Here is a 14,814-nt window from a genome sequence, read left to right on the forward strand (position 1 = left end):
TTAAACCTGCTTTACCGAAATAATTTTAACCGGACAAGCATTGGCTGCGTTGTCCGAAGCTTCAAAAATGAGCTCATCATTAGATTTTAATGTAAAAAATCCTTTTTTATCTTGACCGTGGAGTAATACCGTTTTTCCATCTTTTTTCGACATCTGGAATTGATCGGGAGCCAGCTCAACGCAGTAGTTACAACCAATACATTTTTTTCTTTGTAAAGTAATAATAACCATTAGGCTTCTACTTTATTTTCAACCATTTTATAAAGCTTATCCGATTGGCGAATTCTAAACGGTAATTTTATAGTCACCATATCACCCTTAGTTCCTTCGGTCGATTTTTTATCGTTTACCAAAAACTCTTCAACCACCAATTCCTGCGCCCCTGTAGTTGGGCCAGTAATTAAAATAGTATCGCCAGCATTAATATTATAAGCCTCAATCTTAAATTCACCCACATTTGCTTTCGGAAAAAAGTGTGTGCCTTTACCAATATAAACTTTCTTTTGTGTAGCATGAGATCCAGAACCTTTACTCCATTCTCCAAGTTTTTGCCCTAAATAATACCCACTCCAAAAACCACGATTGTAAACTGTTTCTAGGGTTTGCATCCAAGTTATCACCTCTTCTTTACTGTAAGTTCCGTTTTCAATACTATCAATAGCTTCACGATAGCATTTAATAACTTTAGCAACATATTCTGGTGCACGACCACGGCCTTCAATTTTTAAAACTTTTATACCAGCATCGACCACTTCATCTAAAAAATCTATAGTACACAAATCTTTAGGCGACATAATATACTCGTTATCCAGCTCCATTTCAAAACCAGTTTCTTGATCAATTACGATATATTTTTTTCGGCAATTTTGTTTACAAGCACCTCTATTTGCAGATGAATTTTGAGAATGCAAACTCATATAGCATTTACCAGAAACAGCCATACATAAAGCACCATGACCAAAAATTTCAATCTCAACAAGTTTTCCCGACGGACCTTTTATTTGCTCTTTTTCAATGTGCTCGGTAATTTTTTTAACCTGGCGCAAACTCAACTCACGGCTTAAAACCATAGTATCTGCAAACAATGCATAAAACTTTACCGTTTCAATATTGGTTACATTTATTTGGGTAGAAATATGTACCTCCATTTGCTTTTCTCTAGCCATAGCAATTACGGCCTGATCCATAGCAATAACAGCAGTTATGTTCGCTGCTTTAGCTTGGGTAATTAAGGTTTTTACGATAGATAAATCGTGATCGTAAATAATCGTGTTTAAGGTTAAATAACTTCTTACGCCTTTAGCTTCGCATCGTTTTGCTATTTCAGGCAAATCATCTAACGTGAAATTTACCGAAGCTCTTGCTCGCATGTTTAATTGTTCTACCCCAAAATAAACCGAATCTGCGCCATTATCTAAAGCCGCCTGCAGCGATTCAAAATTACCAGCAGGTGCCATTAATTCTATCTTTTGCATAACTGTGGATTTAAATTTTATCGACTTTTAAAACATCAAAAATATTGCGTAAATCCTTTTTATAAGGTAAGTGATCGGCACGGCCTTTCTTAAAAATATCGTTACTATTACCTTGTCCTTTACGCAATTCTTTTTGTTCCTCGAAAGGCAAAGCATGTATTTCTTTACAAGCTGTAGAACAACAATTATCCATTTCTGTTTTACAACTATCGCATTGAATAAACAGTAAATGGCAGGCCTCGTTTGCGCAATTAGTATGCACATCAAACGGTGTTCCGCATTGGTGGCAATTCGCAATAACATCATCACTAATACGCTCAGCACGACGCTCATCGAACACAAAATTCTGTCCTAAAAACTTATTCTCAAGCTTATCTTCTTTCACCTGTCTCGTGTATTCAATAATACCACCTTCCAACTGAAACACATTTTTAAAACCTTTATGTTTAAAATACGCACTCGCCTTTTCGCAACGTATTCCACCTGTGCAATACATCACTAAATTTTTATCCTCTTTATGTGCTTTTAAATCGTCTTCAATAATATCTAAAGATTCTCTAAACGTATCCACATCTGGAGTTACAGCATTTTTAAAATGCCCAATTTCACTCTCATAATGGTTTCGCATATCCACCAAAACAGTGTTTTCATCTTCAATTAATTCATTGAATTTGTCAGCATCCACATGCACACCTATGTTCCGTACATCAAACGTATCATCGTTTAAACCATCGGCAACAATTTTGTTCCGCACCTTTACTTTTAACTTCAAAAACGATTTATTATCCTGCTCTACAGCAACATTTAACCGAATATCTTTTAAAAAATCTATGGTATCCAAATGCGCTTTAAATTCGTTAAAGCGATCTGCAGGTAAAGATAATTGTCCGTTAATACCCTCGTGGGCCACGTAAATTCTACCTAAAACCTCCATCGGGTCCCAAGCTAAATACAAATGATCTCTAAAAATTTGTGGATTGCCAATTTTGGCATACTGATAAAAAGAAAGTGTTAATCGACTTTTTCCTGCGTTGTCGATTAATTCAGCTCTTTCTTCGGCGCTTAATTTGTTGTACAGTTGCATGCTATACTAAGTTTTTAAGGTTAAGAAATATTTTAAGCCGCAAAGATAATATTTTCAAAACAACTGAACCGTAGAATGAAAATGTTTTGGAGCGTCCCGAAAAAAATTGTTTTTTATTTCAATAGGTCACATTTTTCCAAGATATAATTTCTGATTTTTTAAATTTACAGCTTTCATGGTTATAATCAGTAAGTTTTCCAAATTCAATCATAAGTCGAAGAGGTCTAGTATTAGCTTTTCGATGGTTAAATACCGTTTGAGTTAATATTGTATTTAAATAGTCTTTCATATCATGATTAGGCACAACTAATTGAGCTAACTCTTTCCCAATATGCGTAAAGACTAAACCATATATCATAAAATACTTAACGCCTTTTTCTTCCCAAGTTATCTTAATCTTATAATCAAAATAAGGTATATGTACACCACCTAAATTTTCTTCATCATTGAACAATAATCCTAAAGATTGTCCTATTCCGTCATTAAGAAGATTTAATGTTTGCAATATTTTAACATTATTTCTTATTTCTATACTTTTTTTATAACTTGGAAAAAACCTTGTGTTTTGTCTAGGATAAACGACCTCGCCTTTTTCATTTTTAAAGGAACAAATAGCTATTTCATAAAAAGCCTTTGCTTCTTGAGAAGACATTGATGCCAGAGTTGCCATAGCTCTTTTTGAAAACGAATTTGGCTTTTGTACTTCTTCTGACAACAACTTAGCCCATAATAACTGCATTTCTTCATTGGAAGTCTGTTCTGCGTAAGCAACAAATTGGACGATCCAATCCTTATCTACTTTTTCTTCATTCACAGTTTTACCATCTAACTCTTCAGCGGCCATAATTATTACATTATCCCTATTATTCTTTTTTTGAAATTCCTGTAAAAGTTTTTCCCGCTCAAGAGCTAAGTAATAATTCTTTATGGTGCTATCTTCAAGTGCTAAAACCTCAACCTTAGCTCTTGCAATTACTTTTATTGCTTCTGCATCAGCCTTCGCTTTTCGCCTAATCCTTGTTGGTTCATATAAAGCCCCTATACCACTACTAATTGTTTCAATAAGTTTTGTTATAGGTTCAGTTAGCTTATCTAATGGATAATCAGACATATAAATTATTTTAAAATAAAGTTAAGAAATAATCTCAAATAAAAGATGAATGTCATACCTATTAATAAAAAAAGCACCTAAATAATACATATTTAAGTGCTTTAAAAATAGTTTGAGCTAGTCGTTATCAAGTGCTCGTTTGTTAAATTTCACAGCAAACAATTTTCCCTTTTTCATATAGTAGATGCAAAACAAACTAAAAGGTTGCGTAAATAGTTTCAGTTTCTTCCAAAAATCAGTAAATCAATCATTTTGCCAAGTAAAATTATGTTGAAAACTATTATTGTGTTCTCCCAAAAGATGTAGTAATTTAGCAGACAAATCTTCAGAAAAAAAATCATATAATGAGCAGCGAAAAAGAAGCGAAATTAAAAGCACTAAAACTTACTTTAGATAAATTAGATAAAGCCTACGGAAAAGGGACAGTAATGAAAATGAGCGATGCCGCTATTCAAGATGTCGAAGCTATTCCGTCGGGATCATTAGGATTAGATATAGCCTTAGGCGTTGGTGGTTATCCACGTGGCCGTGTTATTGAAATATACGGACCAGAATCGTCGGGTAAAACCACATTAACTTTACATGCTATTGCAGAAGCTCAAAAAGCTGGCGGAATTGCTGCTTTTATTGATGCAGAGCATGCTTTCGATCGTTTTTACGCTGAAAACTTAGGTATAGACATCGATAATTTAATTATTTCTCAACCAGATAATGGTGAGCAAGCTTTAGAAATTGCCGATAATTTAATTCGTTCTGGCGCTATCGATATTGTTGTTATCGATTCTGTTGCCGCATTAACACCTAAAAGTGAAATTGAAGGTGAGATGGGAGATTCTAAAATGGGCTTACACGCACGTTTAATGTCTCAAGCCTTACGTAAACTTACAGGTTCTATTAGTAAAACAAACTGTACCGTGATATTTATTAACCAATTACGTGAAAAAATTGGTGTTATGTTCGGTAATCCAGAAACAACAACAGGTGGTAACGCATTAAAATTTTACGCATCTGTACGTTTAGATATTCGTCGTTCTACCCAAATTAAAAATAGTAATGGCGATGTTTTAGGTAATAAAACCAGAGTAAAAGTTGTGAAAAACAAAGTTGCTCCACCATTTAAAATGGCCGAATTCGACATTATGTACGGAGAAGGTGTTAGTAAAGTAGGTGAAATTCTTGATGTTGCTGTAGAATACGAAATTGTAAAGAAAAGTGGTTCTTGGTTTAGTTACGAAGATACTAAACTTGGGCAAGGTCGTGATGCTGTAAAAGCAATAATCAAAGACAATCCAGAGCTTTTTGATGAGTTAGAACAAAAAATAAAAGCAGCTATAAAAGAAGGTCTTAAGTAAAACAACCTTTTCTTTTAAATATATAAAATCCCGATACATTCGGGATTTTTTTTGCTCTAAACTTAAGGGCTTACTAAACTAAAATCAATTACCTACGCAACCATTCAGCAAAAATGGCATCTATAAAACAAAACCCAAATTTTAACTAAAAAAAGGATTGAAATGAAAAAATTGCTTGTAATTTGTTTAACGCTAATTTTGGCATCTTGTAGTGTGGATGATGATAGCGTTAATTATAGTTTTGAGATTTTACCTGTAGAAAGTGTTGATATTCCAACGGAGTTTGTAATAGGCGAAACTTATCCAATAACAATATCATACCTTAAACCATCTAGCTGCCACTCTTTTAGAGAATTTTATTATCTTAAAAACAATAACGAACGTACCGTTGCTCCAATTAATTATGTGTTTGAAGAAGATAACTGCGAAACACTAGAAAACGAATTGGTTGAAAACACATTTAATTTTATTGTAACCGGTAATGGATCTTATATTTTTAGATTTTGGCAAGGCGAAGATGCCGATGGTGAAGATCAATATTTAATTATAGAAGTACCTGTTGTAGAAGAAGAATAACTAATTAACACGCTTATTATTTTGAGTTTAAATCAACTCATAGAAAATTGTAAAACTAACAACACTAAGGCACAGGGCGAACTGTACAAACTCTTTTCGAGTAAACTTTTCGCTCTGTGCTTAAAGTATTCTAGAAACTATGCCGAAGCAGAAGATAATTTGCAAGACGCATTTTTAACTATATTTAAAAAAATTGAACAATTTAAAAACAAAGGCTCTTTTGAAGGTTGGCTAAAACGTATTACCATTAACACCGTAATGCAGCGCTACCGAAACGAAAAGGTTTTTGATATTATTAATGAAGATGCCATTGAAGATGTTGAAGTTGATATAGACGATGATCAACTTTCTATTGATTATTTATTACAAATAATTCAAGAATTACCGGATAGATATAGGTTGGTTTTTAACCTCTATGTACTAGACGATTATTCGCATAAAGAAATAGCTGAAATGCTTAAAATAAAAATAGGAACTTCAAAATCCAATTTAGCGCGAGCTCGACAGATTTTGAAGCAAACGATAGAAACACATAAATCCGCAACTAGTTTGCAATCATTATAATGCGTGATAAAAAACACATAGACAGACTCTTCCAGGAAGGCTTAAAAGATTTTGAAGCCACTCCCAGCGATGCTGTATGGAAAAACATAGAAGCCGAACTTAATAAAGACAAGAAAAAACGTAGAGTTATTCCAATTTGGTGGCGTTATGCAGGCGTTGCTGCGTTGTTATTAGTCTTTTTAACTTTAGGAATTAATACTTTTTATAATACTTCGGAAAATGTAGAGCAACCAGAAGTGGTTGATACTAATTCTACAAAATCTTCGGAAACTGAAAACGAATCCATTTCTGGTGAAAACCATTCGAATTCTAATATTAATTCGGCTATTTCTGATAATGCAAATCAGGAAAATGATATCAATCAAAATTCCGAAAAGGAAAACATTAATAACATCAATCAAAACACGAACAAAAACAATCAGACCCCTTCAACAGCTTCAGTAATTGCAAATACAAAACCTGTAACACACCAAAATAATAATCACGGACAATCGGCTCAAAATCCAAATAAAACATCTAAAACAGTCGCTTCTTCTTCATATAAAAAGAAAAAAAGAAAGACACTTTATACAGATGCTAATAATAGTGTAGCACATCAAACTTCCGAAGAAAACAATACAATTTCAATTGAAACTAAAAATAAAAACAATTTAACTTCAACAAAAGAAAACGCTATTGCGGGTACAGAAACCAATGACAAAGGAATAAATACAGAGGAACCCAACGAAACTATAGCAGACAATAATACTAAAGAAAAAAGCCCAACCATAGAAGAGGTTTTAAACAAAACGGATGATATTATTGATCAAGAAAGCGAAATAAATCGCTGGAGTTTAGCGGCCAATGCAGCTCCTGTTTATTTTAATACAACAGGGAAAGGCTCGTCTATAGACCCGCAATTTAATAGCAACTCCAAAACCGGAGAAGTTAATATGAGTTATGGTGTTACAGCTAGTTATGCCTTAAATAAAAGACTGCGCGTTCGCTCGGGTATTAACAAAGTAAACCTTGGCTATAACACGAACGATGTTGTGAGTTATCAATCTATTGCAACAAACTCTGCAGCTAGTTCATTACAAAATGTTAACTATAACAGTAATGCATCAACCAATAATGACTTTAGTAGCAGCCCAGCATCAACCGTACAAACATCTTTAATTAGCGCCGATAATTTAAGTCAGAAAAACGCAGCTAGTTTATTAAAAACGTCCAACACCTCTATTAACCAAAGTTTAGGTTATATCGAAGTTCCTTTAGAATTACAATACGCCGTTTTAAATAACAAATTTGGTGTTAATGTTATTGGTGGTTTTAGTTCGTTATTTTTAAATAATAACGAAGTGTTTTCGGAAGCTCAAGATGGAAATCGCACATATTTAGGTGAAGCAAGTAATATTAACAAGGTAAGTTATAGTGCCAATTTTGGGTTAGGTTTAAGCTATCAGGTCAGTAAAAAAATAGATCTAAATTTAGAACCAATGCTTAAATATCAAATAAATACTTTCAACAATACTTCTGGTGATTTCCAACCTTTCTTTGTTGGCGTATACACCGGGTTAGCTATTAAATTTTAGATTTTTGGTTAAATCTAGGTATCGATTTCCTTTAAGCTCAGAAATCAATATCAAACAAAACTGCTCTACTTAGGGCAGTTTTTTATTTTTTAAATTCTTGTAGTTGATTAAATATAATCTCTCGAGCATCATCATTCAATGCTCTAGTTTCTTTTGCTGTTAAACCTTCAGTTGGTAGAAATTTATGAATTTTAACGCGCATTCTTCCTGGACCTCCACTAAAAAAAGTATATGAAAACCGCTTTTTATTATCCGCAAAAGTTATTGGCACAATCGGTATTTGATGATTTATAGCTAACCGGAAAGCCCCATCTTTAAATTCATCTAAATCAATATGTTCTTCCGGCACGCCACCTTCAGGAAAAATACAAATACTAACACCGGTTTTTAATCGGCGTTGCGCTCTTAAAAATACGGCTTGCCTGCTTTTAGCTGAACTTCTATCGACTAAAATACAGGTGCGTTTATAGAAAAACCCGAATAGTGGGATTTTAGATAATTCTGCTTTTCCAACAAAAACAAACGGATTTCTAACAGAAACTAACATGAGCATAATATCTACCATAGATGTATGGTTTGCTACAAACATGTAACTTTTTGAGCGATCTGGCTTTTGTTCGCAATCAATTTTATAAGCGAAGCCCATGCCTATTAAAATAATCTTCGCCCAAAAACGCGCTAATCTAAAAAATAATGGATACCAAGCTTCTTTAGCTATAGAAACTAAAAGAATTGGAAACAAGATAATTATAGGTAAACCCACCAATATATAAAACCAAATACGGTAGAATACCCAGAAAATGTATTTAAAAAATTTCATCGTCTTCAAAAATACATAATTGTATTGAGCAATTCTATTAAAAAAATTACCTTTGCTAGCATATCAAAAATTGAGTTTAATTTTAACAAGATTCCCGTATTCTGGGAAGCGCACACATGGCAAGAATACTTACAGGCATACAAAGCACAGGAACACCGCATTTAGGGAATATTTTAGGAGCAATTATTCCAGCAATTAAAATGGCTGATAACCCTGAAAACAATTCGTTTTTATTTATCGCAAACCTGCATACTTTAACACAAATTAAAGATGCTAAAACCTTACGGGAAAACACGTATTCTACTGCTGCAACCTGGCTTGCTTTTGGTTTAGATGTTGAAAAAACGGTGTTTTACCGCCAAAGTGATATTCCACAAACCACGGAATTATCTTGGTATTTAAGCTGCTTTTTCCCTTACCAACGTTTAACACTAGCACATAGTTTTAAAGATAAAGCCGACCGTTTAGATGATGTAAATGCGGGATTGTTTACATACCCAATGCTTATGGCTGCCGATATTTTATTATACGACGCCAATATTATCCCTGTCGGAAAAGACCAATTACAACATATAGAAATGACGCGTGATGTAGCATCGCGTTTTCATGCTAAAATGGGTGAAACATTTGTATTACCAGAAGGAAAAATACAAGAAAACACCATGCTTATTCCTGGAACCAACGGTGGGAAAATGAGTAAGAGCGCTAATAATACGATTAATTTATTCTTAACAGATAAAAAATTACGCAAGCAAATTATGTCTATCGAAACAGATAGTACAGCGCTTGAAGACCCAAAAGATTGGAGTACTTGTAACTGTTTTGCTATTTACAGCTTACTAGCAGACGATGCTCAAATTAGCGCTATGAAAGCCAATTACGAAAATGGTAATTATGGTTACGGTCATGCTAAACAAGCGTTATTTGAATTAATAGTTGAAAAATTTGCAACGCAGCGTGAACGCTACAATTATTATATGAGTAACCTAAACGAAATTGATGCTGCTTTAGCCATTGGTGCTGAAAAAGCACGATTGGTTGCTGATGATGTATTAAGCAGAGTTCGTGAAAAGGTTGGCTATTAAAATACTAGAACCCTAAAAGACTTGCTAAATTTTAAATATTTCGGCAAGTCTATAATTATTTTGAGTTTGTGACAAAACACACCAAAGACGTACAGAATAGATACGACGGCTTTCTAAAAACACCTAGTTTATGGAAAAAGGATGTGATTTTCAACATGAAGCAGTTTGAAATACATTCTAAATCTGATAAAATAGATTTAGATATTGATGACAAACTTAGACTCGGAAAATATATAGAACGTTTAGTTTCTTTCGAATTAAGCCAAAATCTAGCGATTAAAATACTCTCGGAAAATCTTCAAATACAAGATGGGAAAATCACTTTAGGAGAAATTGATTGTTTACTTCTAAAGGATGAAAAACCAATTCATCTGGAAGTTATTTACAAATTTTATGTTTATGATGCTTCCGTAGGAACTTCAGAAATAGATCATTTTATTGGCCCTAATAGAAAAGATGCTTTAATTGAAAAGTTGAAAAAACTTAGCGAAAAGCAATTGCCATTACTTTATTCTAAAAGCTGTGAACCTTACTTAGAAAACTTAGAATTAAAAGCTACAGAAATTGATCAACAAGTTTATTTTAAAGCGCAATTATTTATTCCTTTTGGAGAAAAAATAAACTTATCTATTCTAAATCCAGAATGTGTTGTTGGGTATTATATAAAAAAAGAAAATCTATCTCAATTTTTAGATTACAAATTTTACATTCCCCAAAAAATAGACTGGATTATTGAGCCGCATACGCAAGTAGATTGGTTAAATTATTCTGCCTTTACCGAAGTTGTAAACCCCATTTTAGAACGGAAATTTTCACCCATTTTCTGGTTAAAACATCCAAATGGTATACTAAACAAGTCCTTTTTAGTTTGGTGGTAAAACACCAAACTTTATTTAAAATATATAAACTTTAACAAAGCCCTATTTGTTAAAATATTAAATCGAACAAACCTATTAAAAACAATGTATTTATAAATAAAATAAGCCGGAAACAATCTCGCTAACAACCTATTCTTTTTAAAAATTACAGGTTCAATTTTTGTAACATATCGAAAAACAAGTTCTGGGGTTAACAGGAAATTTTTAAACAATTTTTTAAAACTAATACCATCATTTATTTTGTATGCAATACCCACATTATTCGTTCCAATATTCTGATAAAAACCAGAATTCAAAATCTGTATAAATTTTAGTTTTCTGTTACTATAAAATAACCCACTATATAAGGCCTTTTTTGAAATTAAACCCTGCACCATATCTTGGTTATAACAGATGCTTTCTAATTGTTTCAATAAAAATAAATGAACTTTAAACATCTCGTTCTGATGTTCTAAAATATATTTTTCATACAGAGACTTTTCGTTTTGATTATAGTATTCAATAGCATAATTTGGCAAATCTTTAGAGTAACCAACAACACTACCGTGGTTAGCTGATGCAAATTGCTCATAATATTGGCTATTTGCCTTTAAAATATTATCATCATAATTACTATACGGTAAAATAGAAAACAATAATCCGTACCGCTTAGTACTTTCCGTTATACCGTAATTTTCCTTAACACCTAAATAATACCCTATTACAGGTATTTCTTCTTGAAAAAATTGATAAAGTGCGTCTTGCATTGTACCTCCCCAACCAATATCAACAATATGCATCCCTGCTTTTTCAATTTGAACATCAAAAGATTCTACATAAGTTTTAAAGGCAGAAATATTAGACTTCCGGTGCTTATCATAAAAATTTTTAAAAGATACATTTAACTTTAACTTATTAAAATCATCGGACTCAAAAAAGCTTTTAAATCCCATGTTAAGATCTAAATTCAACTCATTAACAACTTTCAGTTTAATATTTTGAGGGCAGTTTAAAAAGGTAAAAAAGTCACTTAAAGGCATTTCGGGGTAGTTCTCTAAAAGGTAACTAAAACCTTCAGAATCTAGCTCTTTAAGACTAATTTGCATCGCAGCTTGCCTTGATATCTTTAAATAATGGGAGTTTATTTTAAACGTTTCGCTTAAGCCATGATGTTTTTGATATGAATCAAATATTCTTTTCAAGAATTGACCTTCTCTTGATAAAAAAAACAAATTTTTAACTCCATCTTTTTTACACTTATTATACAATCTTTCCGCAAAAAAATGATAAAAAAGGATATACTCCGTAAATGGCATCGCGTCTTTTTTATTACAATTTTTATAGACCTTTTTTATTATCTTTTTTAGTTTTTTATTATCATTACCAATTTTGTTGAATTGGTTTTTTCTTAAATATTTTTGATGAGGTAAAAGGCAGGCATTAAGTCCGGATTTTATAGCGCTATCATAATCGCTTACTTTATTATCACCAACCATTAAAGCCTTACTTGAATCTAATAAAAGTTTAGATGTTAGAGTACCATAAATAGTTCCTTTATGCTTGCTTTCTCCCAATGAAGATGAGCTAAAAACAGCCTTAAACAAATCTAAAACACCATGATACTTCAACATCTTTTTAAATAAAGATATAGAGCCATAAAAATCTGAAACTAAATATATGGTACCTCCATTTTTATTAAAATCTCTCAAAAAATCAATCATCTGACTATTAAGATACTGAACTCCCGTTTCGGATTTTAAATCGGCTTTTTCAAAATAGTCAAAAAATTGTTTTTTATCTACATCACAAATAATATCGTTATTAACTAACCTATTGTAGACTTCTCCCTTTAAAACATCATACTCAATTTCTAAGCTATTTTTATTTAGTTTACCAGATAAATAACTTATAGCCTCTTGCCTAATAAAGTAAAGCGTTTCAATAGAAATATTTAAACCAAACTCTCTTATCATGTGCTTTGCCCATATTTTAATCACATAATTAGGGTGAACATCTCGATGAACTAAAGTGTCGAAATAATCAGTAAAAAGAATTTTTATCTCCTTTTTTTGAATTTCAAGCTTTAATTTACTGACAGGCATAAGTTTTATTTTTAACTCTAATTAACTTACAAAGATAGCTCTTTAAACCCCATATTATAAAAAGTAAAACCATAAATATCAGCATATTGCTCAATAGTTTTACTTATTGGAGTTCCTGCACCGTGGCCTGCATCGGTTTCAATACGAATTAATATTGGGTTGCGTCCTGCTTGTTTGCTTTGCAATTCGGCAGCAAATTTAAAACTGTGAGCTGGCACCACACGATCATCATGATCTCCAGTAGTAATTAAAGTTGCTGGGTATTCTACACCAAATTTCACATTATGCACGGGAGAATAGCCTTTTAAATACTCAAACATAGCTTTATCATCTTCAGCCGTTCCATAATCGTATGCCCAACCAGCTCCTGCGGTAAACGTATGATAACGTAACATATCTAAAACACCAACGGCAGGCAAAGCTACTTTTGCCAAATCTGGACGCTGCGTCATAGTTGCTCCAACAAGTAAACCTCCGTTAGAACCGCCTCTAATTGCTAAATAATTTGTAGATGTATATTTTTGAGCCTTTAAATATTCCGCTGCAGCGATAAAATCATCAAATACATTTTGCTTTTTTTGTTGTGTTCCGGCATCGTGCCAAGCTTTTCCGTACTCACCACCACCACGAAGATTGGCTACCGCGTAGATACCTCCTTGCTCCATCCAAACAGCATTTGGTGTGCTAAACGATGGCGTTAAGCTCACATTAAACCCTCCATAACCATATAAAATAGTTGGATTTTTACCGTTCAATTCCAATCCTTTTTTATGCGTAATCATCATTGGTATTTTTGTTCCATCTTTAGATGTGTAAAATACTTGATGGCTTTCAAAATCAGCACTATTAAATGCAATAGCAGATTTTCGGTACAACTTAACCACTCCAGAGTCCGCATTTAATGTATAAGTTGTCACCGGTGTATTGTAATTGGTAAACGAGAAGTAATTCGTTTTTTCTTCTTTTTTACCACCAAAACCACTTGCTGTTCCTAAACCTGGTAATTCTATATCTCTAATAAATTTACCGCTATAATCGTATTGTTTTACTTTAGAAATCGCATCGACCATATAAGTTGCGTAAAAGTAACCACCCCCTTTAGAAATGGATAACACGTGCTCGGCTTCTGGAATAAAATCTACCCAATGTTCTGGGGTTGGATTTGCAGCATCTACCGTTACTATTTTTTCGTTCGGGGCATTTAAATTAGTTACCAAATACAACATACTTCCTACGTTTTCTAAAACTCCAGTATCACTATCTGTATGATCTAAAATAGAAACAAACTTACTATTTGGCACTGATAAATCTTTTATTAAAAGCTTGTTTCCAGAGGTTGAAACACGCGGAGCTATAAACAGATATTTATTATCTTCGGAAACGTTAGCGTAGATATAGCGGTGTTTTTCTTCGGGTGTTCCACCAAAAATTAATTCGTCTGTACTTTGTGCTGTTCCTAAGTTATGATAGTATACTTTATGTTGATCGGTTTTAGCCGAAAGCTCACTTCCTTTGGGCTTATCGTAACTAGAATAATAAAAACCTTCATCTTTGTACCATGATAACTGTGTGAATTTCACATCAATTAGCGTGTCTTCTATGATGTCTTTAGACTCTACATCCATAATTAGAATTTTTCGCCAATCGCTTCCACCTTCAGAAATAGTATAGGCTAAAATTTTTCCGTTTTTAGAAAAACTTGTTGCTCCTAAAGATACTGTTCCATCTTCTTTAAACGTATTCGGGTCTAAAAAAACCGCTGCCGTTTTAGAATCGCCCCCTTTTTTAAAACGATAAAGAACACTTTGGTTTTGTAAACCATCATTTTTATAAAAATACGTGTAATCGCCCTCATTAAAAGGAGCGCTTACTTTTTCGTAATTCCATAATTTGGACAAGCGATTTTTTAACGCTTCTCTAAAAGGGATTTTATCCAAATATGCTTTTGTAGCCACGTTTTCGGCCTTTACCCAAGCCTCGGTTTCTTCACTTCTATCATCTTCTAACCAACGGTATGGGTCTTTTACTTCAACATCAAAATAAGTATCAATAGTATCTACAGTTTTTGTTTCTGGGTAACTCACAACAATATCTTTTTTTTCTGTTTTATCATTTCCACAAGCAACGAGCAAGCTTAATGAGAAAAACGTTAACGCTATTTTTTTCATGATTTATTATATTAATCATTCAAAAATACGCAAAAAACACAAGCTA

Annotated in this window: 13 protein-coding genes; 6 read left to right on the forward strand and 7 right to left on the reverse strand. The window is 33.0% G+C overall.

The genetic code is table 11. The features are described from left to right. The 4 genes from M4I23_RS01945 to M4I23_RS01960 all read right to left on the reverse strand — a co-directional run bounded on the left by M4I23_RS01945 (nucleotide 1) and on the right by M4I23_RS01960 (nucleotide 3,670). On the reverse strand, nucleotides 1-231 hold the full coding sequence (locus tag M4I23_RS01945) for a ferredoxin (protein ID WP_249753248.1): 231 nt from the start codon (nucleotides 229-231) through the stop codon (nucleotides 1-3). Further along, on the reverse strand, nucleotides 231-1,475 hold the full coding sequence (locus tag M4I23_RS01950) for a peptidase U32 family protein (RefSeq protein WP_249753249.1): 1,245 nt from the start codon (nucleotides 1,473-1,475) through the stop codon (nucleotides 231-233). The genes M4I23_RS01945 and M4I23_RS01950 overlap by 1 nt, the downstream gene beginning before the upstream one ends. Before the next feature lie 10 nt (nucleotides 1,476-1,485). Then, nucleotides 1,486-2,559 carry a rhodanese-related sulfurtransferase gene (locus tag M4I23_RS01955; protein ID WP_249753250.1) on the reverse strand — a complete coding sequence of 358 codons (1,074 nt, stop codon included), beginning with the start codon at nucleotides 2,557-2,559 and terminating at the stop codon, nucleotides 1,486-1,488. Nucleotides 2,560-2,677: 118 nt separating this feature from the next. Then, nucleotides 2,678-3,670: a DUF2806 domain-containing protein gene (locus M4I23_RS01960; RefSeq protein ID WP_249753251.1), complete on the reverse strand. Its 993-nt coding sequence runs from the start codon at nucleotides 3,668-3,670 to the stop codon at nucleotides 2,678-2,680. A 344-nt stretch (nucleotides 3,671-4,014) separates the two neighbouring features. Here M4I23_RS01960 and recA point away from each other — a divergent pair, with 344 nt between their 5' ends. From recA to M4I23_RS01980, 4 genes are all read left to right on the forward strand, one after another. Further along, the gene (gene recA / locus M4I23_RS01965; RefSeq protein WP_158846336.1) at nucleotides 4,015-5,022 is read left to right on the forward strand and encodes a recombinase RecA; all 1,008 of its coding nucleotides are present in this window, start codon (nucleotides 4,015-4,017) and stop codon (nucleotides 5,020-5,022) included. Between the two features lie 162 nt (nucleotides 5,023-5,184). Next, nucleotides 5,185-5,598, forward strand: a complete 414-nt coding sequence (locus tag M4I23_RS01970; RefSeq protein WP_249753252.1) for a hypothetical protein — start codon at nucleotides 5,185-5,187, stop codon at nucleotides 5,596-5,598. A 21-nt stretch (nucleotides 5,599-5,619) separates the two neighbouring features. Next, complete coding sequence (locus M4I23_RS01975) at nucleotides 5,620-6,162, forward strand: RNA polymerase sigma factor (RefSeq protein ID WP_249753253.1); 543 nt, start codon at nucleotides 5,620-5,622, stop codon at nucleotides 6,160-6,162. After that, nucleotides 6,162-7,736 carry a PorT family protein gene (locus tag M4I23_RS01980; RefSeq protein ID WP_249753254.1) on the forward strand — a complete coding sequence of 525 codons (1,575 nt, stop codon included), beginning with the start codon at nucleotides 6,162-6,164 and terminating at the stop codon, nucleotides 7,734-7,736. The genes M4I23_RS01975 and M4I23_RS01980 overlap by 1 nt, the downstream gene beginning before the upstream one ends. A gap of 82 nt (nucleotides 7,737-7,818) precedes the next feature. On the opposite strand, the gene M4I23_RS01985 is transcribed toward M4I23_RS01980, so the two are convergent. Beyond that, nucleotides 7,819-8,556, reverse strand: coding sequence for a 1-acyl-sn-glycerol-3-phosphate acyltransferase (locus M4I23_RS01985; protein ID WP_249753255.1), 738 nt, complete (start codon nucleotides 8,554-8,556; stop codon nucleotides 7,819-7,821). 116 nt (nucleotides 8,557-8,672) lie between these two features. Between M4I23_RS01985 and trpS the strand changes: the two genes are divergently transcribed. Next, nucleotides 8,673-9,641: a tryptophan--tRNA ligase gene (trpS, locus tag M4I23_RS01990; RefSeq protein WP_249753256.1), complete on the forward strand. Its 969-nt coding sequence runs from the start codon at nucleotides 8,673-8,675 to the stop codon at nucleotides 9,639-9,641. Nucleotides 9,642-9,709: 68 nt separating this feature from the next. Then, nucleotides 9,710-10,519 (forward strand): DUF1853 family protein, encoded by an 810-nt coding sequence (locus M4I23_RS01995; RefSeq protein WP_249753257.1) that lies wholly within the window; start codon nucleotides 9,710-9,712, stop codon nucleotides 10,517-10,519. A gap of 11 nt (nucleotides 10,520-10,530) precedes the next feature. Here the strand turns inward: M4I23_RS01995 and M4I23_RS02000 are convergent, their stop codons facing one another. Both M4I23_RS02000 and M4I23_RS02005 read right to left on the reverse strand, forming a co-directional pair. After that, nucleotides 10,531-12,600: an HAD family hydrolase gene (locus M4I23_RS02000; protein ID WP_249753258.1), complete on the reverse strand. Its 2,070-nt coding sequence runs from the start codon at nucleotides 12,598-12,600 to the stop codon at nucleotides 10,531-10,533. Between the two features lie 26 nt (nucleotides 12,601-12,626). Continuing rightward, nucleotides 12,627-14,768, reverse strand: a complete 2,142-nt coding sequence (locus tag M4I23_RS02005) for a prolyl oligopeptidase family protein (protein ID WP_249753259.1) — start codon at nucleotides 14,766-14,768, stop codon at nucleotides 12,627-12,629. Between the last annotated feature and the right edge of the window lie 46 nt (nucleotides 14,769-14,814).

The sequence above is a fragment of the Algibacter sp. L4_22 genome, assembly GCF_023473045.1.
GTDB lineage: Bacteria > Bacteroidota > Bacteroidia > Flavobacteriales > Flavobacteriaceae > Algibacter.

Bases quoted from the DNA above. Each gene is read 5' to 3' on its own strand.
- M4I23_RS01985 (WP_249753255.1), bottom strand. From the start codon at position 8,556: ATGAAATTTTTTAAATACATTTTCTGGGTATTCTACCGTATTTGGTTT.
- M4I23_RS01955 (WP_249753250.1), bottom strand. From the start codon at position 2,559: ATGCAACTGTACAACAAATTAAGCGCCGAAGAAAGAGCTGAATTAATC.
- M4I23_RS01960 (WP_249753251.1), bottom strand. From the start codon at position 3,670: ATGTCTGATTATCCATTAGATAAGCTAACTGAACCTATAACAAAACTT.
- M4I23_RS02000 (WP_249753258.1), bottom strand. From the start codon at position 12,600: ATGCCTGTCAGTAAATTAAAGCTTGAAATTCAAAAAAAGGAGATAAAA.
- M4I23_RS01970 (WP_249753252.1), top strand. From the start codon at position 5,185: ATGAAAAAATTGCTTGTAATTTGTTTAACGCTAATTTTGGCATCTTGT.
- trpS (WP_249753256.1), top strand. From the start codon at position 8,673: ATGGCAAGAATACTTACAGGCATACAAAGCACAGGAACACCGCATTTA.
- M4I23_RS01945 (WP_249753248.1), bottom strand. From the start codon at position 231: ATGGTTATTATTACTTTACAAAGAAAAAAATGTATTGGTTGTAACTAC.
- M4I23_RS02005 (WP_249753259.1), bottom strand. From the start codon at position 14,768: ATGAAAAAAATAGCGTTAACGTTTTTCTCATTAAGCTTGCTCGTTGCT.
- M4I23_RS01950 (WP_249753249.1), bottom strand. From the start codon at position 1,475: ATGCAAAAGATAGAATTAATGGCACCTGCTGGTAATTTTGAATCGCTG.
- recA (WP_158846336.1), top strand. From the start codon at position 4,015: ATGAGCAGCGAAAAAGAAGCGAAATTAAAAGCACTAAAACTTACTTTA.
- M4I23_RS01980 (WP_249753254.1), top strand. From the start codon at position 6,162: ATGCGTGATAAAAAACACATAGACAGACTCTTCCAGGAAGGCTTAAAA.